Here is a 25,393-nt window from a genome sequence, read left to right as displayed (position 1 = left end):
CGGCCGTGGACCGGCGACTGGAAGGCATCCGAATCTTGGTGACGCGCCCCCGTGAGCGGGCCGAGGAGCTGTGCTTCCTCCTGGAGGACGAGGGCGCGGAGGTCCTCAGCCTTCCGCTCCTGGAGCTGCACCCCCCGGAGGACCCGCGCCCGCTCGCGTCCGCCGCGGAGCACGTGCAGCGCTACCACTGGGTGGTCTTCGCCAGCCCCTCCGCCGTGGAGGCCTTCGTGGAGGCCTTGCGGCTCGCGGGCACGCTGGACCGGCTGTCCCGCGTGAAGCTGGCCGCCGTGGGGCCGCGCACCGCGAGGGCCGTGGAGGGCTATGGCCTGAAGGTGGAGGCCGAACCCCATGAGGGCACCGGCGCGGCGCTCTTCACCGCGCTGCGCGACGTGCTGGGGCCGGACGACGACGTGCTCCTGCCGGCGGCGGAGGAGGGGCGGCGGGAGCTGGAGGACGGCCTGCGCGACCTGGGCGTGCGCGTCACCCGCGTGACGGCCTACCGCAGCGCCCCGGCCGTCCTGGAGCCGGAGGCCCTGTCCCAGCTGGCCGGGGCCCCGCCCCAGGTGGTGCTCTTCGCCTCGCCGCGCACCGCGGAGGCCTTCGTGGAGGGCGTGGGGCGTGCGCCGCTCGCCTCCGCGAAGGTGGTGGCCATTGGCCCCACCACCGCGACCGCGCTGACGCAGCTGGGCATCGCCGTGGCCGCCGTCGCGGAGCGCCCCACGCCCGAAGCGCTGGTGGATGCCACCGTCCGCGCCGTTCACGGATAGACTGTCCGCCCGGTGACGTCCGGGCGCCAGGAAGGCGCCCCGTGGGGACGTGACACGAAGAGGTGCGGGTGATGATTCGTGCGTTGCAGCGGAGTGTCTTCCTCCTTGGATTGCTGACGCTGGCCGCGACGGCGCAGGCCCAGGAGGGCTACCAGTTCCTGGATCACTGGGTGCTCAACAACAGCCAGGACCCGTTCCCGTACTACCTGGACGCGACCAACAACAGCCCCGGGGACAATGAGCTGTCCAAGGTGGAAGACGCGGTGAAGAAGGCCTTCCAGGCCTGGCAGGACGTGGACTGCGCGTGGCCCGCCTTCACCTACCAGGGCCGCTCCACCATCAAGCCCATCCCGAACGTGAACGACCGGCTGGACGGCTTCAGCGTCGCCGCCATCTTTGTCACCAACCGCGACAGCGTCGAGTTCAGGGAGGTCCTCAACGGCGGTGACAGCGTGTCGGCGGCGGTGCCGCTGAGCCACGGCGGCCTCGTCTTCCAGTGCGACATCTTCCTCGACGCCGCGACCCACAAGTTCACCACGCTCTCCCCCACGCCAGCGGGCTTCATCGACATCCAGTCGGCGGTGATGCACGAGGTGGGGCACTGCCTGGGCCTGGGCAGCACGTACGTCTACCCGGACTCGGTGATGTTCTTCTCGCTGAACCCCGGCGAGCAGCGCCGCACCCTGTCGTCCTATGACCGGGGCGCGTTCTGTCAGCGCTACCCCCAGACGGGCGCGGTGGGCTCGCCGTGTGACACCACCGCGTGCGGCGCGGGGCTCACCTGCGTCACCGCCCAGTCCACCACCAGCGGCGCCTCGCAGAAGATCTGCTCCAAGGCGTGCCCGTCCGGAACGCCGGGCTTCTGCCCGGACCCCTACCAGTGCCGCGCCTCCACCGTCATCTCCGGCTCGCAGTACGCGTGTCTGCCGGAGGCCATCGGCACGGGCACCAAGGTGGGCAACCCCTGCGAGGACGCCACCACGTGCGGCGCGGCGGAGTCGCGCTGCCTGACGGCCGCGGACAAGACCACCGCCTTCCCGGCGTGGACGGCCGGCTACTGCACGGAGTCCTGCATCGCCAACGCGGACTGCCCCACCGGTTCCACGTGCACGACGGTGGGCTCCGTGGGCAAGCGCTGTCTGAAGAACTGCCGCCCGGGCAAGGGCGACTGTCGCGAGGGCTATACCTGCAACACGCTGCCCAACAACGGGGGCGACGTGTGCGTCGCGGACTGCGCCACCAACAACGACTGCGGCTCCAGCTACGCCTGCCGCTCGTGCGACCACGCCTGCGTGGCGCAGATGACCGGCACGCGCAACGTGGGCGACCCGTGCTTCCAGGATTCGGAGTGCGGCTTCAACCAGCAGTGCCTCAAGCTCAACGGCAACCCGCAGGGCGTCTGCGCGGAGCCGTGCTCGGTGGCCACCTGCACGTGCAGCCCCGGCAATACCTGCCGCCCGGCGGGCACCGGCGAGGACCGCTTCTGCTTCCGTGACTGCGGCGCGGGCACCTGCGGCTCGCCGCTCCAGTGCGTGCCGTTCGCGGAAGGGACCGCCTGCATCGCCCCCTGCCGCACCAACCAGGACTGCCCCAACGGCCTGTACTGCGGCAGCGGCGGCCAGTGCTACGACCCCTACGCGCAGCCGACGGACGGCGGCACCTGCACCCTGTGCAGCGACGGCGGCACGCCCCCGCCTCCGCCCCTGGACGGCGGCACGGACGACCCGTCGAACGGCCCCGGCGGCTGCGGCTGCCAGAGCGCCCCCACGTCCGCGGCATTCCTCGTGGGGCTCGGGGTGTTGCTCCTGGCCACCCGCAGAAGGAGGAACGGTTGACCCAGGCGGCTCCCCCCGGCAGCAGCGGCCCCTCGCGCGGCGCCACGGACTTCACCCTGGGCTTCCTCCTGGAAGCCCTGGTGGCCCAGCGCCTGCTGACCCCTCAGCAGGCGCTGGAGGTCCAGGCCCGCGAGCCCGCCGCGCGCGCCCGCGTCGTCAAGGCGCAGGGCGGAACGGGCAAGGACGCGGCCCGCTATGACGTGTCGCCCGTGGAAGTGGTGGCCGCCTTCCAGATTCCCGCCCCGGGAGGGCGGGGCGTGCTGGACGAGGACCGCGTCACGGAGGCCGCCGCGCGCGCCGCGGGGCTGGCCTACCGCAAGCTGGATCCGCTGAAGATGGACATGGCGCTGGCCACCCGCACGGTGTCCCGGCCCTACGCGCAGAAGCACGTGCTGCTGCCCCTGGAGCGCACCGAACAGGGGCGGCTGCGCGTGGCGGTGGCCAACCCCTTCGACCGCGAGCTCTTCGAGTCCTTCCACCGCCTCACCGGCGAGCCGGTGGAGCCCGTGCTGTCCGCGAAGACGGACATCCTGCGCTCCATCGCGGACATCTACGGCTTCAAGAAGACGCTGGCCAAGGCCGCGGACGACTTCGGCGACGCGCAGTCGCAGGTCGCCAACTTCGAACAGCTGGTGTCGCTCAGCGGCACGCAGGAACTGGAGGCGTCGGACCGGCCGGTGGTGCAGGCGGTGGACTACCTGCTGCGCTACGCCTTCGACAACCGCGCGTCGGACATCCACATCGAACCCAAGCGGGCCACCGCGGTGGTGCGCCTGCGCATCGACGGTGTGCTGCACCCGGTGTACTCGCTGCCCGCGCAGGTGCACCCGCCCATCGTGTCGCGCGTGAAGATGCTGGCGCGCATCGACATCTCCGAGAAGCGCCGCCCCCAGGACGGCCGCATCAAGACGGAGCGCGACGGCCGCGAGGTGGAGCTGCGCGTCTCCACGCTGCCCACCGCCTTTGGCGAGAAGGTGGTCATCCGCATCTTCGACCCGGAGACGCTGGTGCAGGACATCGCCCAGCTGGGCTTCGAACCGGATGAGAAGGGCCACTTCGAGTCGTGGATTGACCAGCCCCACGGCCTCATCCTGGTGACCGGCCCCACGGGCAGCGGCAAGACGACGACGCTCTACTCCGCGCTCAAGGCGGTGGCGGGGCCGGACGTCAACGTCACCACGATTGAGGACCCCATCGAAATGGTGTGGGACACCTTCAACCAGGTGCAGGTGCAGCCCAAGGTGGGCCTGGATTTCGCGGGGGCACTGCGCCACATCCTGCGCCAGGACCCGGACGTCATCATGGTGGGCGAAATCCGCGACGCGGAGACCGCGGAGAACGCGCTCCAGGCCGCGCTCACCGGCCACCTGGTGCTCTCCACGCTGCACACCAACGACGCGCTGGGCGCGGTGGCGCGCATGAAGGACCTGGGCGTGCCGGCCTTCCTCCTGGCGCAGAGCCTCCTGGGCGTCATGGCCCAGCGCCTGCTCCGCCGCGTCTGCGTGCACTGCGCGGAGGAAGCCGTGCTCACGCCGGACGAGCTGCTGGCCCTCCAGGCGCCCCTGCCGCTGTTGCCCGGCGGCGTGAAGCTGTCCAAGGGGGCGGGGTGCGTGCGCTGCCGGGGCACCGGCTTCTCCGGCCGCACCGGCGTCTTCGAAATCGTCTCCACCAACCGCGAGGTGCGCGAGCTGATTGCCCGCGAGGCGTCCTACGAGCAGCTGGTGCAGGCCGCGCGCAGGAGCGGCATGCGCACCCTGCGCGAGGCCGCCGTGCGCAAGCTGGCCCAGGGCCTCACCGCCTTCGACGAGGTGGTGCGGATGACGTCCGCCTTCTAGCCGGGCCTCTTCGCGAACACGAAGGGCCCGCCGTACCGCTGGCGGGCCCCGCGTGACACCCGGCAAGGGCAGGGTGGACTAGAAGCGCGCCTGCAGCAGCGTGTTGAAGCCCAGCGCGTGCGGCTTCTCGAAGTTCGGCTGCGCGATGCCCGTCACGTCGTCCTCGAACGTGGTCCGGTTGGTGTCGTACGTGTAGTAGACCTCGCCGACCGCCGCGACCGTCTCCGACAGGTCCCACCGGAAGGTGGCCTTGGCGGACCAGATGAGCTCCGCCTCGCAGGCGTTGGAGCCGCCGCAGGTGCTGGGCAGGATGCTCAGCTGGTTGGCGTCACGCACCACCACCGTGCGCGTCCCGGTGAGGCTGGGGGGCGGGTTGCTGCCGCCCACGAGCGGTACCGGGCTGCGGAAGGACGCCGGCTGCTGCGCGCCGATGATGAAGCCCGGCGTCAGGTGCAGGCCCGCGATGTTGTAGTCCACGCCCAGCGCGCCGAAGACTTCCGGCTTCAGCACCGTGCCCGTGGGGAAGTCCTGGAACGGGGGGAAGCCCGGCACGTCGAACTGGATGAAGGACAGGCTGCGCACCAGCGCCAGCGCGTTGAAGCGGAAGCGGTTCAGCTTCGCGCGGCCCTGGAAGGCCAACGCCGTGGCCCCCTGGGGCTTGGTGGCGCCGAACTTGTCCGGGTCCTGCAGGGTCTGCGTGAGGTAGCTGCCCTCCAGCGAGACCGAGTAGGACAGGCCGCCCGGGTACGTCTCCGGCGCGAAGAAGCGCTGGTAGATTTCCGGGTCGTTCTTGTAGAGCCGGAAGTCCACGCTCGTGCCCACCGGCACGCCCACGTGGTAGACAATCTGGCCGGAGATACCGGCCGCGTTGACGCCCGCCTCGATGGACTGGTTCGCCAGACCCGGGACGATGCCCTTCTGGAAGTAGCCGCCGCCGGCCTCCACGCGCAGCGTCTCCAGGACGTCCCAGCCCGCGCCGGCCATCACGCCGTAGAGCGTCTCCTGCTCCAGGATGAGGTCGTTGAGCACCAGGGCCGTCTTGCCGCCCAGGTACGCGTACCAGCGGTCACGCGTCAGCTGCAGCTTGGCGCCCGGCACACCCGCCGCGGTGGCGCGGTTGGTGAAGATGGGGCTGCCGCCCCAGGAGATGCGGTACGCGTACCCCAGACGGAAGCGGTCCGCGGACACCGGGAAGCCGGTGAGCGAGATGCCTTCCTTCTCACCCCAGCCCGGCGGCTGGTAGTTCAGGCGCACGTAGCTGGAGTTGTCCAGGATGTCGACACCGCCGGACGGGCGCTCCAGCACCAGCAGCGTGAGGGCCGCCTCCGTGGTGAGGCCCTCGAAGAACGCCGGCATGCGCTTGTAGAGCACGACGTTCGAGAGCGACTCGAACCCGGAGAACTTGGTGTTGAAGTTGTCGTAGAACTGCGTGTTCTGGTTACCCGCGCCAAAGCGTGCGTTGGGGCTGTTGGGAGTGGTCTCTCCCGCGCCCGCGAGCACGTTGTCGTCCGCGAAGACGAACGACAAACGGGTGTCCACGAAGTCCCCGGCCCATGCGGGCGCGGAAAGGGCTGTCAGGCCCGTCAGGGCCAGCGTCTGCAACGTTTTCAAATTCCCTCCAGGAAGCGGTCCGGGGGAGACCGCTCCTCCCTGCGCCCCGGCATTCAGCCGGGGCGCTCAATGCGACTGCTCAAAGGTGAATGGCGACTACGGGCACGGCTTGATGGGCTTCGGGCACTCCATCCCGGGCCCGGGGTAGCAGCACAGGTCGTCCTGGTCTCTCGGCAGGACGTTCCAGCGCGGACGCGCGGGACCCACGTGCTTCAGGTGGCCCACGACGTCGAAGGTGGCCGCGCGCAGCTGCTTGCACTGGAGCGCCTTCGCCGCGTCGGCGTCGTTCTCATTGCAGTCCGGGTTCAGGTCCGGCACCGCGTCCTTGATCTGCAGGCTGATGCGCGAGCGCGTGTCCGGAGACACCGTGCAGGAGGCGTTGGCCGTGGCGCCAGCGTCACGCACCAGCGCGACCGTCACCTCGGAGCCCTGCAGGGTGTACTCGAAGCGGGTGTTCGCCGGGATGAGCGTGCCCGTCTGGTCCACCGTGACGTTGTCCCCGCCGAAGCGGGCGCGCACCGGCTGGGTGCAGTGGATGTTCATCCGGTAGCCCTGCGGCATCGACTTCGAGGGCTTCACGGACGTGGTGCCCACCGTGACGGTGTTGATGCGGTTGGGGACGGACTCGTCCATGCCCAGGGCGGCGGGACCGGTGGCGTTCATCTCCACCACGAACTGGCCGAAGCTCGTGTACGTCGTCTTCTCCGCGCAGATGGTACCGGCGTACTCGCCAATGCCCAGCGTGCAGTCGATGACGCACTGGCGCTCCGGCAGGTCCGGATCATCCGGCGGCTCCGCGAAGCAGTTCTGCCAGCTGCGGGACGCGCTGCTGCCCACCGGGCAGAACATGGGCATCTCGTTGTTGCCGTTGGCGTCGCAGTTGCGGAAGACCTTGGGGAACTTCACCCGGCGCAGCTTCACCAGCGAGGACTCCAGGCTCTCCATCTTGTAGTTCTTGTAGCTGTAGCCACACAGGATGTCGTCCAGGTACGGCGACGCGCTGTAGCCACACAGCCGGCCGTTCACCTCCACCGGCGGTACATCCTTCAGGTACTTGTTCCACTGGTCCTGGGGCAGGAGGCGCACGTTCTCGCGCAGCGTCCAGGCGGGGAAGCTCATCTGCGTGGTGTTGGTGAACTCCGCCACCGTGCCGGACAGCGTCCAGAGCAGGTCGCCGGAGTCCAGCCCTTCCGGGAAGGAGTAGTTGTAGATGTAGATGCTGTTGAAGCGGCCGGGGTTGTAGCCGTCCGGCTCCGGGGTCTGGACGTTCGCGCCCGCGACGCTCTTCTCCAGCACGCGGCAGGCCGTCATGTCCGTGACGTAGAAGCCGCTGGAGTCCGTGCCCGTCACCAGCAGCTTCATCTGCTGGCCGTTGTTGGGGTCGGACGGGTCGCAGTTCTGCGTCAGCGGCTCGCCGGCCTCCGGCGCGCGGCCCACGCGCATGAACTGCTTGATGAAGACGCTCGTCTCGAAGCCGCCCTCCGGCAGGTTGATGGTGGAGAGGGCGGGCTCCTCGAACCGGATGCTCGGGGACAGGCCCGTCGCGAGCGTGCGGATGTCCGGCTCCTGGGGCAGCTGGGCCAGGTCGCCCACGACGCCGCCGTCCGCGTAGTCCAGCTCCAGGTCCTGGTCCTGCACCCAGACGTGCGTCTCGCCGTACAGGTGGGCCACGCGCACGCTGCCGGTGCCCTTGCCGTTGGTGAGCTGCGCCCAGCGCTTGCCGTATTCACCGGTGAGGTCGCCCGGGATGACCCGGAAGGACACCGGCCCGTTGAAGGACGTCATCTCCCCGCCCGTGCCGTCCAGCGCGGTGATGGACAGACCGATGTCCACGTTCGTGCGGGGCAGGGTGTAGGGGCAGTCCGTCGAGCCGCGCACCGCGGGCGGCACCGCCGCCTGGTCGTTGCCGTACTTCGCGGCGCACGCGTTCACCACCGGCAAGAGCGTGGCGGCCGAGTCCCCGGTGGTGATGGACGTCACCTCCACGCGGAACGAGGTGAGCCCGGTGGGAGCCTCGGACTCCTTCGTGTAGCAGCCGGCCGCCAGGGCCAGCGTGGACAGCAGGAAGAGTCGCTTCATTACTTCACCCTCCGCCCGATGCGGCCATCCTCGATGGCGCTCGCGATGGGCATGGCTGTGGGCTTCTCACAGAACGACCGAAGCTGGCTCGTCACGGTGCCGCAGGTGGGGTTGCCACCCGTCAGCAGGTCGCGGCAGGTGCAGCGGCCGGTGTACGGGCCCTGCGGCAGCGCGCACTCCGCCAGCGCCGCCTCCCGCGTCATGTCCGGCAGGCCGCACTGGGCCATGGCCTTGGCCTGCTCGGTGGCGTCCGTGGGCACCTTGAGCACATCCCGGCAGGAGCAGCTGCCCACCGTCCGGTCGAGCCCTTCCTCGAAGGCCTTGGACACCTTGCAGGAGTTCAACGTCTTCTCATCCACCGTCCACTGGCCGTTGACCAGCGAGCCGCAGCGCGTGCCGTTGCTGGACGTCTCCCGGCCGTTGAGCAGGTCGTCGCAGCTGCAGAAGCCCTGCATGTAGCCGATGAGCGAGTCGCGCAGGCTGATGCCCGTCTCGATGCGCGTGGTGTTGCGCTTGAGCACCGCGAAGCCGGAGCCGCCCTTGGCGATGTAGTCGTTCACCGCGACCTTGTACGTGCCGTTGGTGTCCAGCGGCCGGCCGTTGATGTTGATGTCGATGCCCGGGTGCGCCCAGCAGCGCGAACCCGCGGTGTCCTCCAGGCAGGTCCACGGCGCGTGGCCCTCGCGGCCCTCCTGGGGGCAATCCGTGGCCACCGTGGCCGGGGTGCACGCGATGCGCAGGTCGTTGAGCTGCACCTGGGCGCAGTCCATGGTGAAGCGCGCGCCGGAGATCTGCGCCTGGCTCACGCACCCGCGCTCCGCGGAGCGCTCGGTGACGAAGTCGAACATCTCCTGCATCTCCGCGCCGGACAGGTACATGATGTTGATGGTGTTCTCGAACGGGAACACGTTGAACATCGCCTCCTGCGTGACGACGCCCGCGTAGAGGTTGTCGCGGATGCCCAGCGAGTTCGTGAGCGCCATCTCCGCTTCCACGCGGTTGCGCTTGCGCATGGAGTCCGCGGCGATGTTGCCCAGGGGCGAGTCACCGCCGTTGGAGTTGTTGCGCCGCTGCACGTCGAGCGGGGCGTAGGAGAAGATGGAGGTGAGCTGCAGCTTCACGTCCATGCCCAGCAGGTACGGGATGAGCAGGTCCGTCGTCTGCGCGTCTTCCTGACGGCCGCACTCCGCGATGGCCTCGCGCACGCCCGGCGCTTCAATGAACTTGCCCGGGTCCCAGAAGATGGCGTCGTCGAAGCGGTACTTGCGCATCGCCTCGTTGCACCAGAGGCTGTCCACCGGGAACGCGTGGTAGTCCTGGCTGAGGACCTCGGCGCCGTCGAGATCGCCCTGCTGCTGGGGCATCTTCACCACCAGCTCCAGGCGGCCCACGTACTTGGCGAACGCGCCCGAGTGCGACAGCACGACCTTGCGGCCGCTGGGGTCCGTCACGAGCTGCGGCGGGTTGAGCACCACGTGCAGGTGGCCGCCCATCACCACGTCCATGCCGCTGACGCCCGCGATGTGCACGCGCACCACCGACTTGTCGTTGCCTTCCGGCCCGAACCACTCCAGCACCTTCCACTGGTCGTGCGTACGCTCGATGAAGGGCTTCGCGCGGCCGTACTCATAGTAGGCCTCGTAGCCCTGGATGAGATCCTGGTCCTCGGTGAGGCCCAGGTGGCTGACGATGACAATCAGGTCCGTCACCGGGCGCAGCAGCTCCACGTAGCCGCGCGCGGCCTCGTTCTGCTCCAGCGGGGTGACCTGCAGGCTGTTGCCACCCTCCACGATGGAGTTGAGCGAGGAGATGTTCGCCATGCCGATGATGCCCACCCGCAGGCCCTTCACCGTCCGGATGGTGTAGGGGTTGGTCACCATGGCGGCGCCGTTGTTGCCCGTCGTCTTCGGGTCGTCCCAGAAGTAGTTGGCGGCCAGCAGCGGGAAGTTGGCGAAATTGCGGGCCTTCTGGACGAAGTTGAGCGCGCCCGCGTCGAACTCGTGGTTGCCCACCACGGCGGCGTCCAGCCGGGACTCGGACAGGAAGCGGAACTCCGCCTCGCCCGTGTTCACGTTGAAGATGGGCGCGCCCTGGAAGCAGTCACCGGAGTCCAGGTGCAGGACGCGGTCGCCCTTGTTGCGCTCGCGCTTGAGGATGGACGCGATGCGCGTGGCGCCGCCGAAGGGACCGGCCTCCGGGATGAGCTCCAGGTCCTGGTCCGTCTTCAGCGGTGTGAAGTCGTACGGCACGAGCCGCGAGTGGATGTCAGAGGTATGAAGGAGGGTAAGCCGCACCTCCTGACCCTCGAGGTGGTAGTCCTGGCCTTCCAGCACAGGCATGCACGAGGCGAGAGCCAGGGCACAGGCGCAGAAGAGGCCGAGCAGTGCGCGACACATTCGTGACGGATCCGTGATTCGTAGGGAGTGACGACTTGAGGACGGCGCAACCTACGGGATCAAGGGTGCACGGGCAAGCAACGCCACCGTGGCACCTCCACCTACTTGGGCACCAGGAGAGCAGCCAGACATGCGTCCCAGCAGTTCCAATGTGACTGACATCGAGATCATCGAGGATTTCTCCGCCACGGCGCGTTGTGACGAAGGCTTCCTCCGGGTGCGTCGTCTGCGCTGCCGCAACCGGCGCGCGGACGGCTCCTCCTCTTCCGTGTACCGGGTGGATGTGGTGGACCGGCCCCGGTTGGACGCGGTGTCGGTGCTCATCTACCGCCGCGCGTCAGATGGAAACGTGGAAGTCCTGACTCGGATGAACCTGCGCCCCGCGGCGTACTTCCGCCGCGAGCAGACCGCGTCCATGACGGTGCCTGACACGGCGAGCTATCTGCGCGTGGAGGAGATCGTCGCGGGCCTGCTGGAGCCCTCCGACAAGGGCGAGGAGGGGCTCCGCCGCCGCGCGGCCGAGGAGGTGAAGGAGGAGGCGGGCTACACGGTGCGGCCGGAGGACATCCAGCTGCTGGGCGGCGCGTTCTTCCTCGCGCCGGGCATCCTGTCGGAGAAGGTCTTCCCCGCCGCGGTGGACGTCACCGGCGTGGAGCAGGGCGAGGTGGCGGGGGACGGCTCTCCCTTGGAGGAGGGCATCCACCTGCAGTGGCGGCCGCTCCTGGCGGTGCTGGACGCGTGCCGGCGCGGCGACATCGCGGACGCGAAGACGGAGGTCTCCCTCACGCGGCTGCTCGCCCGGCTTTCCTGAAAGCCGCTTGCTGTTTCCGGGGTGAGGATGGACGGGGTAGGGTGCTGCCCCGTTCCGCTTCCTCCTCCAGGCGAGGTTCGTCGCATGTCGTCCCTGCCCCCGTGGCTGGCCCAGCTGTTGCCCATCGTCATCCTGCTCGGGGCCATTGGCCTGGTGCTCTCGCGGCTCCCGAAGGTGGAGCTGGGGCACACGGATGCGTTCCGCCGCCGCCGCTTCATGAACTGGTTCCCGCTGGGGCTCACGTACGCGTTCCTCTATATGGGGCGCTACAACGTCAACGTGGCCACGAGCGCCATGGGCGCGCAGACGTCCAACGCGGACTTCGCCACCATCTTCTTCTGGGGGACGCTCACGTACGGCGCGGCCTTCCTCCTCAACGGCCCGCTGACGGACAAGCTGGGCGGCCGCTTCACCATCCTGCTGTCCGCGGGCGGCAGCGCGGTGGCGAACATCGCCATGGGCGGGCTGGTGTACGCGGTGCTGAAGAACGGCTGGGCCCCGCCGGGTGGCGTGGTGGCGTGGCTCGCGGCCCTCTACAGCGTGAACATGTACTTCCAGAGCTTTGGCGCGGTCTCCATCGTCAAGGTGAACGCGTCGTGGTTCCACGTGCGCGAGCGCGGCCAGCTGGGCGGCGTGTTCGGCATCCTCATCTCGCTGGGGCTCTACTTCGCGTTCGACTGGTGCCGCTTCATCGCGGACGCGGCGCCGGTGTGGTGGGTGTTCTTCGTGCCCGCGGCGCTGCTCGTGGCCTTCCTGGTGCTGGACTTCTTCGTCATCCGCGACACGCCGTCCCAGACGGGCCACCCGGACTTCGACACGGCGGACGCGTCCAGCGGGGAGACGGGCCCGGCGCTCAGCGTGCCGCAGCTCTTTGGCAAGCTGCTCAGCAACCGCGTCATCCTCATCATCCTGGGCGTGGAGTTCTGCAGCGGCTTCCTGCGCAACGCGGTGATGCAGTGGTACCCCAAGTACGCCAAGGCGGTGGGGGAGGCGGGCGGCTTCGTGGCCTCCAACTGGGGCATGCTGTCCTGCGTGGCGGGCATCCTGGGCGGCATGTTCGCGGGCGTCATCAGCGACCGCATCTTCGATTCGCGCCGCGGCCCCGTGTCCACGGTGCTCTACGCGGGCCTGCTCCTGGGCGCGGTGGGCGCGGTGTTCCTCCTGGGCACGGCCGGAGCCGGCTGGTCCGTGGTGTTCATGTCCCTGTGCGTCATCGGCGTGCACGGCATGCTGTCCGGCACGGCCACCATGGACTTCGGCGGCAAGAAGAACGCGGGCATCGTGGTGGGCATCATCGACGGCGCGGTGTACGCGGGCACGGCCATCCACGCGCTCGTCTACGGGAAGATCCTCCCCACGGGCGAGGCCATGAAGGACCCCGCCAACTGGAAGCCGTGGCCCCTGGCCATGCTGCCCCTGGCCGTCCTGGGCCTGGTGCTGGCGTCGCGGGTGTGGAACGCGAAGCCCCAGCCCAGGGCCGCCCCCCTGCCGGTGGGCGACGTCGTCCCGGGCGCCGTGCAGGGTGGATCGTCTCGTACGGGCACCAACGGTTGAGGCACCCGCGGAGCGCTCCGGGAGTGGCACCCCGGACGCTCCCCTGTCCCCAGGTAGGGGTGGCTCCCGTGTGACAGGCGTGTGACGTAGACTGGAGTTTGTGTCCCAGGCCCCCGAAGCGCTCCACAGCCGGTTCGACGTCCACGATCGCAAGCAATTCGAGATCAAGCTCGAGTACCAGCCCACGGGCGCGGACGAGACGCGCTACCTGGTGGAGGCCTACCTCTTCCTGCCGTCGAGCCTGAACATCGACGCGGAGACGTACCCTCGCGCGGACTTCTACGCGGACATCCACAACTACGTGCGCTTCAAGACGCCGGTGATGGAGCTGGGGGAGATCCTGTCCTCGGAGGCCTCGCCGCTGGTGAAGCTGGAGGCGTGGCAGCGCACGGGGCTGGCGCCGGAGTCGGACGTCGTCTACCAGGCGAAGCTCTTCTCGTGCGTGCTGCGCGGCGCGCTGCGCCGGTTCGCCACCACGGTGGAGACGCGCTGTGACGCCAAGCCTGGCGAGGCCGGCAAGGTGGACCTGGAGTCGGTGGTGCGCTCGGCGGGGGACTCCGTGCCCGTGGCGCTGGAGCGCTTCCGCGCGTGGCTGCGCGCCACGGGCGAGGCGAAGCTCCAGGAGAAGACGCGCGCGTCGCTGCGGCTGGTGGACGAGTACGTGAGCCTGCTGGTGGAGCAGTTCTTCCGCCGCGCGGTGGCGGACATGGACGCGCTGCCGCGCACGGGGCCGTGGCTGCCCCTGCGCAAGGGCCTCATGGAGGCCGTGCTGCGCGAGGAGTCCTACCGCAAGGAACACCGGCTGCGCTCCGTGTTGAGCCCCACGGGGGACAACGAGGAGTACATGCAGCGGCTGGGCTTCCTGAAGAAGTTCTGCATGAACGTGCTCTTCCTGTCCTCGCGCCGGCGCCAGCGGCGGCAGGGCTGGGAGGAGGTGCTGTTCGCCATCGCGGCGGGCGTGGCCATGGCCTTCGCCACGTCCGTGGCGCTCTGGGCGCAGGTCCGCTACACGCAGGTGAGCCTCAACTTCTTCCTGGTGGCCGTGGTCGGCTACATGATGAAGGACCGCATCAAGGAAGGGCTGCGGCGCATGTTCAGCCGCGTGGCCGCCACGCACCTGTACGACCGCACCACGGACCTGGTGGACCCCGTCACGGCGCGCGCCATTGGCATCTGCGAGGAGCGCGTGGACTACGGCGCGGCGGTGAAGGTGCCGCAGGCGGTGTCCGCGCTGCGGCTGCACGACGACTTCCTCACCGTGTCCCAGGGCGAACTGTCGGAAGCGGTCATCCGCTACCAGAAGCGCATCGTGCTGGACGCGCGCCTGCTGCCGCGCTCCGAGCGGGGCCTCACCGGCGTCACGGACATCCTGCGGCTGCACGTGGGGCGCTTCCTGCGCGACATGGACGAGCCGGAGTTCGCGCTGGAGTACGTGGACCTGGAGGACTTCTCCGTGGGGCACATCCGGGGCGCGAAGCGCTACCCGGTGGACCTGGTGTTCCGCTTCACGGTCATGGAGGCGGGCGTGCGCAAGGAGTCCGCGCAGCTGGTGCGCCTGGTGCTGGACCGCAACGGCATCCAGCGCATGCAGAACTTCATCCGCGCCCCCGAGGCTCCGGCCGAGGCTCCGGCCGAGGCTCCGGCGGGGTCCCCCCAGGCCTCGGAGCCCGCGGGGTCGGTGCCCATCCAGCCGGCCGCATGGCGCGCGGGCGCGTGATTTGATGGCCAGCCTTCCGCCGGGGGCATGTATCTTCCGGCGCACATGGCTTTTGAAGACCTCAAGCAACGCGTGCGGCCGGACTGGCGCGACACGCTGAAGGGCATCCTGGAGAAGGCCCGCTCGCTCGGCCCCCAGGCGGTCCTGGCGTTCGACCTGGACTCCACCCTCTTCGACAACCGGCCCCGCCAGGCCCGCATCCTCCGCGAGTACGGCGACGCGCGCTCGCTGGGCCTGCTCTCCGTGTGCGAGCCCCGCCACTGGGACACCGGCTGGGACATGCGCGCCGCCATGCGGGCGTGCGGCATGGAGGACGCGGAGGTGGAGCAGCGCTACGCGGACGCGCGCGCCTTCTGGCAGGAGCGCTTCTTCACCAGCGCCTACTGCGTCTCCGACGAGGCGATTGAAGGGGCGGCGGCCTTCACCCAGGCGGTGGCCGCCACGGGCGCGCAGGTCGTCTACCTGACGGGCCGCCACGAGGCGATGCGCGAGGGCACCATCGCGTGCCTGGCGCGCTGCGGGATGGTGACGCCCCCGGGGCCGGAGGACCGCGTCCACCTGGTGATGAAGCCCACGCTCGCGGAGAACGATGACGCGTTCAAGCGCGAGGCGCACGCGCGCCTGGGCCGCATGGGCACCGTGGTGGCGGCGTTCGACAATGAACCCACGCACGCCAATGACTACCGCCACCGCTTCCCGGAGGCGACGGTCATCCACCTGGCCACGGACCACTCGGGACGGGCCGTGGAACTGATGGATGGCATCGTGTCTGTTCCCCATTTCTCCATGGAGGACGTGACGCACCGCGCCTGAAAGAAAGGCGGGGGAGAGACGGTTTCTGAAAGGCTTTGGAAGTCCCTTGGCCGCGCGCTAAGAGGCGCACGGCGTTCGCCGCCCTTTCCCCCTCGGGTCCCCAGGGGCGGCCCAGACGGAGGCATGCCGCGGTGGCCAGCGCGTACTCGAAGGACCTGTTGTTGACGATGTACCGGAAGATGTACCTCCTGCGCCGCTTCGAGGAGCGGGCCGGCCAGCAGTACACGCTGGGGAAGATCGCCGGTTTCTGTCACCTCTACATCGGCCAGGAAGCCGTGGCGGTGGGCTGCAACGAGGCCATCCGTCCGGATGACTACATGCTGTCCGCCTACCGCGACCACGGCCAGCCGCTGGCGCGTGGCAGCGACGCCGGGATGATCATGGCGGAGCTGTTCGGCCGGGGCTCCGGCTACAGCAAGGGCAAGGGCGGCTCGATGCACATCTTCGACATCGAGCACCACTTCTACGGCGGCTACGGCATCGTCGGCGGGCAGATTCCGCTCGCGGCGGGCATGGCCTTCGCGGCGCGCTACCGCAACGAAGACCGCGTCACGGTGTGCTTCTTCGGCGACGCGGCCGCGAACCAGGGCGCGTTCCACGAAACCTTCAACATGGCGCAGAAGTGGAAGCTGCCGGTCATCTACATCTGCGAGAACAACCGCTACGGCATGGGCACGGCCATCGCGCGCACGTCCGCGGTGCCGGAGATCCACAAGCGCGCCTCCGCGTACGGCATGCGCGGTGAAGCGGTGGACGGCATGGACGTCCTCAAGATGTACGAGGCCGTGAAGGACGCCGCCGAGTACTGCCGCGCGGGCAAGGGCCCCGTGCTGATGGAGGCGAACACGTACCGCTTCCGCGGCCACTCGATGGCGGACCCGGCGAACTACCGCACCAAGCAGGAGGTGGAGGACGAGCGCAAGAACGACCCCATCCCCAAGCTGCGCGAGTTCGCGATGAAGCAGGGCTTCAAGCTCACCGACGCGGACTTCGAGGCCATCGAGGAGGAGGAGAAGCGCGCGGTGGACGCGGCGGTGAAGTTCGCCGACGAGTCCCCCGAGCCCAGCGTGGACGAGCTGTGGCGCGACACCATCGTGGAAGAGGGCGAGCAGGATGTGCGCCCGCGCGAGCGCGTGCTGGGCGTGAAGGTCACCAACTGGCCGAAGTACCCGACGGGCCAGGAGCTGAAGGTGACCTGGGACCTGGAGCCCCGCGCCGAGGCCGAGCAGGCGGACAAGAAGGCGGGCCTGAGCCGCTAGCGCTCACGCCTCCCCAAGCCACTACCCTTTCGAGATTCGAGTTCGGAGCCGACGATGCCCGAGTTGATGTATCGCGAAGCGTTGAACCAGGCGCTCGCCGAGGAGATGGAGCGCGACGCCAATGTGTTCCTCATTGGCGAGGAAGTGGGCCGCTACAACGGCGCGTTCAAGGTGTCCCAGGGCCTGCTGGACAAGTTCGGGAGCGCGCGCATCATCGACGCGCCCATCAGCGAGCTGGGCTTCACCGGCCTGAGCGTTGGCGCGGCGGCGGTGGGCCTGCGCCCCGTGGTGGAGATGATGACCTGGAACTTCGCCATCCTGGCGATGGACCAGATCGTCAACAACGCGGCCAAGCTGCGCCACATGAGCGGCGGCCAGCTGCGCTGCCCCATCGTGTTCCGCGGCCCGGGCGGCGCGGGCGGCCGGCTGTCCAGCCAGCACAGCCAGGCGCTGGAGGCCAACTACGCGCACTTCCCCGGCCTGAAGGTGATTGCCCCGGCGACCCCGGCGGACGCCAAGGGCATGCTCAAGAGCGCCATCCGGGACGAGAACCCGGTGGTCATGTTCGAGGGCGAGCGCCTCTACGCCATCAAGGGCGAGGTGCCGGAGGGCGAGCACATCGTCCCCCTGGGCAAGGCGGACGTGAAGCGTGAGGGCACGGACGTCACGCTCATCACCTGGAGCCGGATGTACTACTTCTGCATGGAGGCCGCGGAGGCCCTGGCGAAGGAAGGCATCAGCGTGGAGGTGCTGGACCTGCGCACCCTGCGGCCCCTGGACGAGGAGGCCATCCTCGCGAGCGTGCGCAAGACGAACCGCGCCGTCATCTGCGAGGAGGGCTGGGCGCTGGCCGGTATTGGCGCGTCCGTGGTGGACCTCATCCAGTCCCAGGCGTTCGACGACCTGGACGCGCCCGTCGTGCGCGTCACCGGGTTGGATGTGAACATGTCCTATGCGGCGAACCTGGAGAACGCGACCCAGCCGGACGCGCCCAAGATCATCGCGGCCATCAAGAAGGTGCTGTACCGCGAGGGAGCCTGAACGCGTATGGCGACGCCCATTCAGATGCCCAGCCTTTCCCCGACGATGAAGGAGGGGAAGATCGTCAAATGGCTGAAGAAGGTGGGAGACAAGATCTCCTCCGGAGACGCCATCGCCGAGGTGGAGACGGACAAGTCCAACCTCGAGGTGGAAGCCTTCGACGACGGCTACCTCATTGAAATCGCCGTGCCCGAGGGCGAGGTCGCCACGGTGGGTTCGCCCATCGGCTTCCTCGGCGCCAAGGGTGAGAAGGCCGGGGCCTCCGCTCCCGCGGCCCCGGCGCCCCAGAAGACCGAAGCTCCGAAGGCCGCGGCACCCGCCGCCGCCCCGAAGCCTCCCGAGCAGGTTCCGGCTCCCGCCGCCAGCGGCTCGGGTGAGGGGATTGCCATCCTGATGCCGTCCCTTTCCCCGACGATGACGGAGGGGAAGATCGTCAAGTGGCTGAAGAAGGAGGGGGACAAGGTCTCCTCCGGGGACGCCATCGCCGAGGTCGAGACGGACAAGTCCAACCTCGAGGTGGAGGCGTACGACGACGGCACGCTCGCGCGCATCACCGTGCGCGAGGGCGACATGGCCAAGGTCGGAGCGCCCATCGCGTTCCTCACGCCCAAGGGCGCCAAGGCCGGGGCCTCCGTTCCGGCGGCCGCGCCCCAGGCTCCGTCCGCCGCGAAGACGCCTGCCCAGACTCCCGCCGCCGCGGTTCCGTCCGCGCCCGCCGGGGGACAGGTCGTTCCGCCGCGCCGCGAGGCCCAGGCCTCTGGCGCTGGCGGCCGGCTGCGCGCCAGCCCGCTGGCGAAGCGCATGGCCCAGGACCGCGGGCTGGACATCACCCAGGTGCGCGGCACGGGCCCGCTGGGCCGCGTGGTGAAGCGCGACGTGGAGCAGGCGCTGGGCCAGGGTCTGGCGAAGGCCCCCGCGCAGGCGCCGGCGGCGAAGAAGGCCGGCGCGCAGCCGGAAGTCCGCGCCTTCGGCACGCGTCCGGAGCCGCAGGCGGTGCCCATGTCCTCCATGCGCAAGGTCATTGGCCAGCGCATGTCGGAAGTGAAGCCCGGCGTGCCGCACTTCTACCTCACGGTGGAGGTGGAGATGGACGCCGCGGTGAAGATCCGCGAGGAGGCCAAGGCGCTGGACCTCAAGGTGTCCGTCAACGACATCATCGTGAAGGCGGCGGCCATCGCGCTGCGCCGTTCACCGAAGATGAACGTGTCGCTCCAGGGCGATCAGGTGCTGCACTTCGGCACCGTGGACGTGGGCATCGCGGTCGCCATCGAGGACGGGCTCATCACCCCCATCATCCGCGACGCGGACCTCAAGGGCCTGCAGGCCATCTCCGCCGAGTCCCGCGACATGGCGGAGCGCGCCCGCAAGCGCTCCCTGAAGCCCGCCGAGTACACGGGCGGCTCGCTCACGGTGAGCAACCTGGGCATGTACGGCATCGACCAGTTCATCGCCGTCATCAACCCGCCCCAGTCCGCCATCATCGCGGTGGGCGCCGTGGCGGAGAAGGCCGTGGTGCGTGACGGCCAGCTGGCGGTGCGCAAGATGATGACGGTGACGCTGTCGGGTGACCACCGCGTCATCGACGGGGCCACCGGCGCGGAGTACCTCCGCGAGCTGAAGGGCCTCCTGGAGCACCCCTCGCGGTTGCTGTTCTAGCGGTCGAGCGGTCCGCCGCCTTCGCCCCCGTGCGACACGCACGGGGGCGAAAGCACGGCGGGGACTACTCCCGCGTCGGCTCGTCCGACTCGACTTCCTTCTCCAGCTTGCGCTGCGCCTCGGTGACGTCCGCCTGGTCCGCGCGCTTCGTGCCCGTCTCCAGGTCCTCCTCGTGCTCCTGGGAGCGGCCCTGGATGCCGGGCCAGGGCTCCGGGCGCGTGGCTTCGACGTGCTTCACGGGCTTCACATCCTCGTTCTTCTTGTTCGCCATGGTGCGTCACTCCTCCCCGGAAACGGGGGCGTGGATGGAACTTCCGTGGCGGTACGGTGGGATGCCCACACCCGAGTGGCCACCCGGTGGGATGGAGGCGCAGAGCGCTTGCCTGCCTGACTCCCTTCGGACGGCGAAAAAAGGTCGGCAGGCGACGCGGTTCGCTGCTTAACTTCTCACTCAATGAACGACGACATGACTCGTGAGCGCCTGGGACTTGGACTGCGGGAGGTGGAGCCTTCACCGGCCCCCCTGACTCCGGTGGTGTCCCTGGCGCAGTCGCTTCAGCAGGCGCTTCGCGGCGCGGTGTATCCGCTCACCGCGGAGCAGTTGGTCTGGGTGGCGCGTGAGAACGAAGCGCCGCCGCACGTGGTGTCGCTGCTGGGCACGCTGCCCCGGGGCCGTTTCCCCTCGGTGGACACGGTGTCCCTCGCGCTCGAGAACGCCTCCGTCTGAGGCGGAGTGCTGTTTGCGACGTTCGTCTCCGGCCTGGGTACAAGGTACCCCCAGGCGCGCAGTCGGATGTGCGCGTTATGTTCGGCGCGACCAGCCTGTCTTCCGGATGAGGAAGCCACGGTCTGGAGGAGCTCCATGAACGCCTCGGACCTGCCCGCCGTGCTGTACGTGGACGACGACGCCCTCAACCTGAGGGTGTTCGACGCCAACTTCGGGCAACGGTTTCGCATCTTCCGGTCCTCGTCCCCCAACGAGGCCCTGGCGCTGCTGGAGCAGCGGCGCGGGGAGATTGGCGTGGTGCTGTCCGACCAGCGCATGCCGGGGATGACGGGCGTGGAGCTGCTGGAGAAGGCCCGCACCATCGCGCCGGACGCCAAGCGCATGCTGGTGACGGCGTACGCGGACATGCAGGCCGTCATCGACGCGGTGAACCGCGGCCAGGTGACGCGCTACTTCGTCAAGCCGTGGGACCGCGCGGAGCTCCTGGCGGCGCTGGAGGACGCGCTCAAGATTGCCCGGCTGGAGCTGCGCATCCGCGAAGTGGAAGGCCGGATGATGAAGTCCGAGCGTCTGGCCACGCTGGGGCAGGTGACCGCGGGCATCGCGCACGAGCTCATGGGCCCGGTGGGCTACCTCACGCAGAACGTGTCGTCCCTCGAGCGCGACATGCACCGCGTGGTGCAGTACGTGTCGCGCCACCTGGCGACGGATCCGGACGCGGAGGTGTCCTCCACCATCGAGGACCTGCCGGCGCTCATCAAGGACCTGTCCGAGGGCGCCAGCCACCTGCGCGGGGTGGCGCTGGGCCTGCGCGCGCAGGCGCGCGGCGAGGACATGGAGGCCACCGCGGACGTGGCGGAAGTCGTCTCCTTCGCGGTGAAGCTGGCGCGGGCGGAGGTGCGCGACCGGGCACGGCTCACCAGCACCGGCGAGCCCATCCGCATCGTCTTCGGGCCGGTGAAGCTGTGCCAGGTGCTGCTCAACCTCATCGTCAACGCGGCGCAGGCCATGGAGGGCACGGGCCGGCCGGGCCGCATCGACGTGCGGTGGGGGGCGCGCGACGAGGACGTGGTGCTGTCCGTGGTGGACAACGGGTGCGGCATCCCCGCGGCGCTCCAGGAGCGCGTGTTCCAGCCGCTGTTCACCACGAAGCCCGTGGGCATTGGAACGGGCCTGGGCCTGTCCATCTGCCGGGAGCTGGTGACGCAGTTTGGAGGTCAGCTCCGCCTGTCGTCCACGCCGGGCGAGGGCACCGAAATCGAGCTCACCTTCAAGCGAGCCCCGCTCCCTTGAGCCCGAAGGCGTTGTGCAAGAGCCGCCACACCCGGTAGAGGGTGTCGCTCTCCTGCGGCCGCACGTCCCGCACCAGGAGTGCGCGCCGGGGCGCGGATTCCGGGCCGTACTCCACCACCAGTGCGTATCCGCCCTTCGGAGGCTGGAGGATGTGCACGGCGCGCACGTCGTCGAAGGGGAACGTCTCCGTGCGAGCCGCTCCCGGGGCCCAGGCGAGCGTCTCCAGCCGCAGGGACTCCGTCTTGAAGTGCAGCACGAAGCGCCGCCGCCGCAGCCGGGCCTCCAGCAACAGCGCGCCGCCCACCATCGCCCCCGCCAGCACCAGCAGCAGGGTCGCGGTGCCCGGGGTCCGGGCCGTGTCCAGCACGAGCAGGAAGAGCCCCACCCCCGTGCACACGGCGGCCAGGGCCACGAGCAGCGTGGGTAAAAGCCGCAGCGTCCAGGGCGGCGGCAGGGACTCACCCACCAGCCGGCCCCCGTCGTAGAAAAGCCGTACGTCGCCCAGCCGCGGCGGCACCCGGTTCTCCCGGAGCGCGTCTTCGAAGCTCACTCGGCGAGCATAGTGGGCGCGCCTGTTTCCCACCCTCGAAGTTGGACGTGAGCTGTGCGATCCTCCCAATTCATGGATCTCCCGTTCGAGACCGGCGAAGGTGAAGGGGAAGGGCGGGGGACGCTCGCCTCGAAGGTGCTGCTGGTGGATGACGAGCCGGTGGTGCTCGACATCTGCGTGCGCCTGTTGGCGCGGGAAGCGGACCTCATCGTGTCCCCCGTGGGCAGCGCGGAGGAGGCGCTCGTCCTGTTGAAGGACCAGCGCTTCGACGTGCTGGTGACGGACAAGAACCTGCCCGGCATGGGCGGGGTGGAGCTCATCGCCGAGGCGCGGCGGATGCAGCCCGCGCTGGAGGCGGTGATGATCACCGCCTACGCCAGCTCCGAGTCCGTCATCGCCGCGTTCGCCGCCGGCGCCAGCGACTACATCGTGAAGCCCTTCGATGACTTGCGCGTGCTGCGGGCCAAGGTGCGCGCCGCGCTGGAGCGCCGCTCGGAGCGGGTGCGCACGCGCGACGGCGCCCGGGAGATGGCCCGGCAGGCCGCGGTGCTGCTGGACGCGGGCCGCGACGCCCCGGAGCCCGCGCACGAGGCGCTGGAGACGGAGCTGCGCAACTACGAGCAGGCCGTGCGCATGGGCCACACCGGCAACGTCGCGGTGGTGGGCAGCGCGGAAGCCGTGAAGGTGCTGCGCGACGCGGAGTTCGAGGTGGTGGAACTGCCGCCGTACTCGCCCCAGCTGGAGAGCGCGGACGTGGTGGTGGTGGAGACCGGCGACCCGCAGTGGCACACGCTGGCGGAGCGGCTCCAGGGGCGCTCGCCGGACGTGGTGCTCCTGGCCGGAGCGGACGCGGACCTGAGCGACCTGCTGGAGGCCATCACCCTGCGCATGGACCTGGTGGGCTACGGCCAGTCCAACGCCGCCCGCGTCCTGCCGGAGAAGGTGCGCATGCTGCTGATGCGCCGGGGCATCCAGCGCGCCCAGCAGCGGCTCACCGCCGCGCTGGACACCTTCCGCCAGAGCATCGCGACGCCAAACTGAAGGGGAGTCCCCGGACCGCGCCCAGCAGCACGGGCGCGGCGTCTCCGGAGCCGGAGGAGGAGGAGGAACGGGGAGGGCGAAGCCCGCAAAGCGAAACGCCCACCTTCGTTTCCGAAGGTGGGCGTCTCAGTGTGACCCTGCCGGGATTCGAACCCGAGTTTGAGCCGTGAGAGGGCTCCGTCCTAACCACTAGACGACAGGGCCGGCTTGCTTCCCTACAATCACTGCGTTTCTGCTGCTGCTTCCTACATTCTCCGTTCTGACCAGTCAACCGGAGATTTTCAGCTGGGGAACTAGGATTCGAACCTAGATAAGCAGAGTCAGAGTCTGCTGTCCTGCCGTTAGACGATTCCCCAAGGCGCTGCGTGCTGCGGCTGCGTGTTGCGGGCGCTTCTACTACCGGCTTCTGCTGCTGACTTCAACTACTTCGTTTTCCTGACCGGCTTGCCTTCGGACTTCTTCGCCGGCTTCGCCGCCCCCTGCAGCGGGACGACATAGATGCGAACCTCTTCATTCGCTTCGTAAATATTCAGCCCCTCGAAGTTCTTCCCGGAGGGGTTGGAGATGTGCACGGCCTTGACGCCCGGCTGGTTGACCACGGACCGCCTCGGGTAGCTCGAGGTCGGGTACACGTTCTTGTAGTAGTCGAGCGTCGCTTCAAAGTCGCGCGAAGCCCGGTACCGGTTCTCGCCCACCTTCTGGGCACCATCCGGAATCTGGGCGCCGTTCACCAGCTCGGCGCCAGCGGCCGTTGCCCAGAGGGCCAACAGCACCGCCCCGAGCGGGCGCGCCTTATAGAAATGCGGTCTCAGGCTGTCAAGCGGTCGCGTCATCGCCGGCCAAGATAGGGCCCGGCGATGCCCGCGTCCACCGCCAATCTCACGTCCCGCGAGCCAGCGCCGCGTCGATGCGCTTGAGGGCTTCCTCGCGCCCTACGAGCAGCAGCGTCTCGCCAATGCCGGGGCTGGTGGTGTTGCCGGTGATGGCCACGCGCAGGGGCTGGGCCACCTTGCCCATGCCCACCTGGGCGGCCTCGCTCACGGTCTTCACCACGCCGTCCAGCGGCTCCACGGTCCAGGCGGGCAGGGCGGCCAGCTGCTCGCGGGCCTGGCGCAGCAGGTTGAGCGAGTCCCCGCTCAGGTGCTTGGCGGCAGCCTTCTCATCCAGGGTGACGCCGCTCTTGAAGTAGATGGACGCGGTGTTCGCCATCTCGTCCAGGGTGCGCGAGCGCTCACGCAGCGCGAGCACCAGCGGCTCCAGGCGCGCGTCGCCCTTCGCCTGGAAGCCTCGGGCCTCCAGGAAGGGCACCAGCCGCTCCGCGACCACGGCCGGGGGCAGCAGCTTGAACCACTGCTGGTTGAGCCACTGGAGCTTCTCCGGGTTCCACACGCCGGACGTGCTGCCCACGCCGTCGAAGTCGAACCACTCCACCATCTGCTCGCGGGTGATGACCTCGTCGTTGCCGTGGCTCCAGCCCAGGCGGATGACGAAGTTGAGCAGCGCCTCCGGCATGATGCCCGTGCGCTTGTGCAGCATCACGTCCGCTTCCGGGTGCTTGCGCTTGGAGAGCTTCTCCCGGTCCGGCCCCAGGATGAGCGGCAGGTGCGCGAACGCCGGCGGCGTCCAGCCCAGCGCCTGGTAGAGCATCAGCTGCGGGAAGGTGGAGTTGACGTGCTCCTGGCCGCGCGCCACCAGGTCGATCTCCATCAGGTGGTCGTCGATGACGCAGCCGTAGTTGTAGAGCGGGATGCCGTCCGCGCGCATCATCACCCAGTCATCCAGGTCCGAGTGCGCCTTGGTGATGACGCCCAGCACCTTGTCGTCGAAGGACACGGTGCCCTCGCCCGCGGGCATGCGGAAGCGGATGACGGCGTCCTCCAGCTTCTTGCCGGGGGGCGGGCCCTTCAGGTCGTGGCAGGTGCCCTCGTACCGGTAGCTGCCCTGACCCTTCGCCTTCTCCACCGCCTCGCGGCGCTGGGTGATCTCCTCGCGGGTGCAGTAGCACCGGAAGGCCTTCCCTTGCGCGATGAGCTGGTCGGCGTGCTTGCGGTACGTGTCCAACCGTTGGGTCTGGAAGTAGGGACCGTACTTCGGGTCCTCCTTGCCGGGGCCTTCATCCCAGTCCAGGCCCAGCCAGTTCAGTCCGTCGAGGATGGCCTTCACGGACTCCGGCGTGGAGCGCTCCTGGTCCGTATCTTCCATGCGCAGGACGAAGGTGCCGCCGTAGCGCTTCGCGTAGAGGTAGTTGAAGAGCGCCGTCCGGGCGCCTCCGATGTGGAGGTATCCAGTAGGTGACGGAGCGAAGCGGACGCGGGGTTTTGACGGAGCCATGGGCAGGCGCGCGATAGCAGGACGGGTGCACGAGGGTCAACGCAAGCCGCCCGCTTGGGGTTAGGCTGCGCGGCCAA

Annotated in this window: 20 protein-coding genes and 2 tRNA genes; 13 read left to right on the top strand and 9 right to left on the bottom strand. The window is 69.3% G+C overall.

Annotation, left to right across the window (positions count from 1 at the left end):
- Nucleotides 1-5: 5 nt before the first annotated feature.
- The 3 genes from D7W81_RS03595 to D7W81_RS03585 all read left to right on the top strand — a co-directional run bounded on the left by D7W81_RS03595 (nt 6) and on the right by D7W81_RS03585 (nt 4,437).
- Nucleotides 6-767, top strand: coding sequence for a uroporphyrinogen-III synthase (locus D7W81_RS03595; RefSeq protein ID WP_120553908.1), 762 nt, complete (start codon nt 6-8; stop codon nt 765-767).
- A 71-nt stretch (nt 768-838) separates the two neighbouring features.
- The gene (locus tag D7W81_RS03590) at nt 839-2,602 is read left to right on the top strand and encodes an MYXO-CTERM sorting domain-containing protein (RefSeq protein ID WP_147445332.1); all 1,764 of its coding nucleotides are present in this window, start codon (nt 839-841) and stop codon (nt 2,600-2,602) included.
- Entirely contained in the window at nt 2,599-4,437 is a 1,839-nt protein-coding gene (locus D7W81_RS03585; protein WP_120553892.1) for a GspE/PulE family protein, read from the top strand. Before D7W81_RS03590 ends, D7W81_RS03585 begins: the two co-directional genes overlap by 4 nt.
- 78 nt (nt 4,438-4,515) lie before the next feature.
- On the opposite strand, the gene D7W81_RS03580 is transcribed toward D7W81_RS03585, so the two are convergent.
- From D7W81_RS03580 to D7W81_RS03570, 3 genes are all read right to left on the bottom strand, one after another.
- Nucleotides 4,516-6,048 carry a hypothetical protein gene (locus tag D7W81_RS03580; protein WP_208721144.1) on the bottom strand — a complete coding sequence of 511 codons (1,533 nt, stop codon included), beginning with the start codon at nt 6,046-6,048 and terminating at the stop codon, nt 4,516-4,518.
- Between the two features lie 96 nt (nt 6,049-6,144).
- Nucleotides 6,145-8,127 (bottom strand): single stranded DNA-binding domain-containing protein, encoded by a 1,983-nt coding sequence (locus D7W81_RS03575; protein ID WP_120553890.1) that lies wholly within the window; start codon nt 8,125-8,127, stop codon nt 6,145-6,147.
- The gene (locus tag D7W81_RS03570; RefSeq protein ID WP_244226940.1) at nt 8,127-10,466 is read right to left on the bottom strand and encodes a bifunctional metallophosphatase/5'-nucleotidase; all 2,340 of its coding nucleotides are present in this window, start codon (nt 10,464-10,466) and stop codon (nt 8,127-8,129) included. The genes D7W81_RS03575 and D7W81_RS03570 overlap by 1 nt, the downstream gene beginning before the upstream one ends.
- A 187-nt stretch (nt 10,467-10,653) precedes the next feature.
- Between D7W81_RS03570 and D7W81_RS03565 the strand changes: the two genes are divergently transcribed.
- The 7 genes from D7W81_RS03565 to D7W81_RS03535 all read left to right on the top strand — a co-directional run bounded on the left by D7W81_RS03565 (nt 10,654) and on the right by D7W81_RS03535 (nt 19,374).
- A complete protein-coding gene (locus D7W81_RS03565; protein WP_120553888.1) occupies nt 10,654-11,334 on the top strand; it encodes an NUDIX hydrolase in 681 nt (226 codons plus the stop codon).
- Between the two features lie 84 nt (nt 11,335-11,418).
- Nucleotides 11,419-12,888, top strand: a complete 1,470-nt coding sequence (locus D7W81_RS03560; RefSeq protein ID WP_120553887.1) for an MFS transporter — start codon at nt 11,419-11,421, stop codon at nt 12,886-12,888.
- A 100-nt stretch (nt 12,889-12,988) separates the two neighbouring features.
- Entirely contained in the window at nt 12,989-14,605 is a 1,617-nt protein-coding gene (locus tag D7W81_RS03555; RefSeq protein WP_120553886.1) for a hypothetical protein, read from the top strand.
- A 45-nt stretch (nt 14,606-14,650) separates the two neighbouring features.
- Nucleotides 14,651-15,418, top strand: a complete 768-nt coding sequence (locus D7W81_RS03550) for a hypothetical protein (RefSeq protein ID WP_120553907.1) — start codon at nt 14,651-14,653, stop codon at nt 15,416-15,418.
- 131 nt (nt 15,419-15,549) lie between these two features.
- Complete coding sequence (gene pdhA, locus D7W81_RS03545; protein ID WP_120553885.1) at nt 15,550-16,677, top strand: pyruvate dehydrogenase (acetyl-transferring) E1 component subunit alpha; 1,128 nt, start codon at nt 15,550-15,552, stop codon at nt 16,675-16,677.
- A gap of 54 nt (nt 16,678-16,731) precedes the next feature.
- A complete protein-coding gene (locus tag D7W81_RS03540; RefSeq protein WP_120553884.1) occupies nt 16,732-17,718 on the top strand; it encodes a pyruvate dehydrogenase complex E1 component subunit beta in 987 nt (328 codons plus the stop codon).
- 6 nt (nt 17,719-17,724) lie between these two features.
- Nucleotides 17,725-19,374, top strand: a complete 1,650-nt coding sequence (locus D7W81_RS03535; RefSeq protein ID WP_120553883.1) for a pyruvate dehydrogenase complex dihydrolipoamide acetyltransferase — start codon at nt 17,725-17,727, stop codon at nt 19,372-19,374.
- A gap of 64 nt (nt 19,375-19,438) precedes the next feature.
- On the opposite strand, the gene D7W81_RS03530 is transcribed toward D7W81_RS03535, so the two are convergent.
- Nucleotides 19,439-19,645: a hypothetical protein gene (locus D7W81_RS03530; RefSeq protein ID WP_120553882.1), complete on the bottom strand. Its 207-nt coding sequence runs from the start codon at nt 19,643-19,645 to the stop codon at nt 19,439-19,441.
- A 195-nt stretch (nt 19,646-19,840) separates the two neighbouring features.
- Here D7W81_RS03530 and D7W81_RS03525 point away from each other — a divergent pair, with 195 nt between their 5' ends.
- Together D7W81_RS03525 and D7W81_RS03520 are read left to right on the top strand one after the other, a co-directional pair.
- The gene (locus D7W81_RS03525) at nt 19,841-20,101 is read left to right on the top strand and encodes a DUF2795 domain-containing protein (protein ID WP_244226939.1); all 261 of its coding nucleotides are present in this window, start codon (nt 19,841-19,843) and stop codon (nt 20,099-20,101) included.
- 135 nt (nt 20,102-20,236) lie between these two features.
- Entirely contained in the window at nt 20,237-21,394 is a 1,158-nt protein-coding gene (locus D7W81_RS03520; protein WP_120553880.1) for a sensor histidine kinase, read from the top strand.
- Here D7W81_RS03520 and D7W81_RS03515 read toward each other — a convergent pair.
- Nucleotides 21,372-21,944 carry a hypothetical protein gene (locus tag D7W81_RS03515; protein ID WP_244226938.1) on the bottom strand — a complete coding sequence of 191 codons (573 nt, stop codon included), beginning with the start codon at nt 21,942-21,944 and terminating at the stop codon, nt 21,372-21,374. The genes D7W81_RS03520 and D7W81_RS03515 overlap by 23 nt on opposite strands.
- Nucleotides 21,945-22,016: 72 nt before the next feature.
- Between D7W81_RS03515 and D7W81_RS03510 the strand changes: the two genes are divergently transcribed.
- Entirely contained in the window at nt 22,017-22,985 is a 969-nt protein-coding gene (locus D7W81_RS03510) for a response regulator (protein ID WP_208721142.1), read from the top strand.
- Between the two features lie 132 nt (nt 22,986-23,117).
- On the opposite strand, the gene D7W81_RS03505 is transcribed toward D7W81_RS03510, so the two are convergent.
- The 4 genes from D7W81_RS03505 to gltX form a co-directional block, all read right to left on the bottom strand.
- Nucleotides 23,118-23,189, bottom strand: a tRNA-Glu gene (locus D7W81_RS03505).
- Between the two features lie 81 nt (nt 23,190-23,270).
- Nucleotides 23,271-23,341: transfer RNA gene (locus D7W81_RS03500), tRNA-Gln, on the bottom strand.
- A 66-nt stretch (nt 23,342-23,407) separates the two neighbouring features.
- Nucleotides 23,408-23,818: a hypothetical protein gene (locus tag D7W81_RS03495; RefSeq protein WP_120553877.1), complete on the bottom strand. Its 411-nt coding sequence runs from the start codon at nt 23,816-23,818 to the stop codon at nt 23,408-23,410.
- Between the two features lie 46 nt (nt 23,819-23,864).
- The gene (gene gltX / locus D7W81_RS03490) at nt 23,865-25,316 is read right to left on the bottom strand and encodes a glutamate--tRNA ligase (protein ID WP_120553876.1); all 1,452 of its coding nucleotides are present in this window, start codon (nt 25,314-25,316) and stop codon (nt 23,865-23,867) included.
- Nucleotides 25,317-25,393 lie beyond the last annotated feature (77 nt).

Source organism: Corallococcus aberystwythensis, from assembly GCF_003612165.1.
GTDB lineage: Bacteria > Myxococcota > Myxococcia > Myxococcales > Myxococcaceae > Corallococcus > Corallococcus aberystwythensis.
This window is presented reverse-complemented; position numbering and strand designations above follow the sequence as displayed.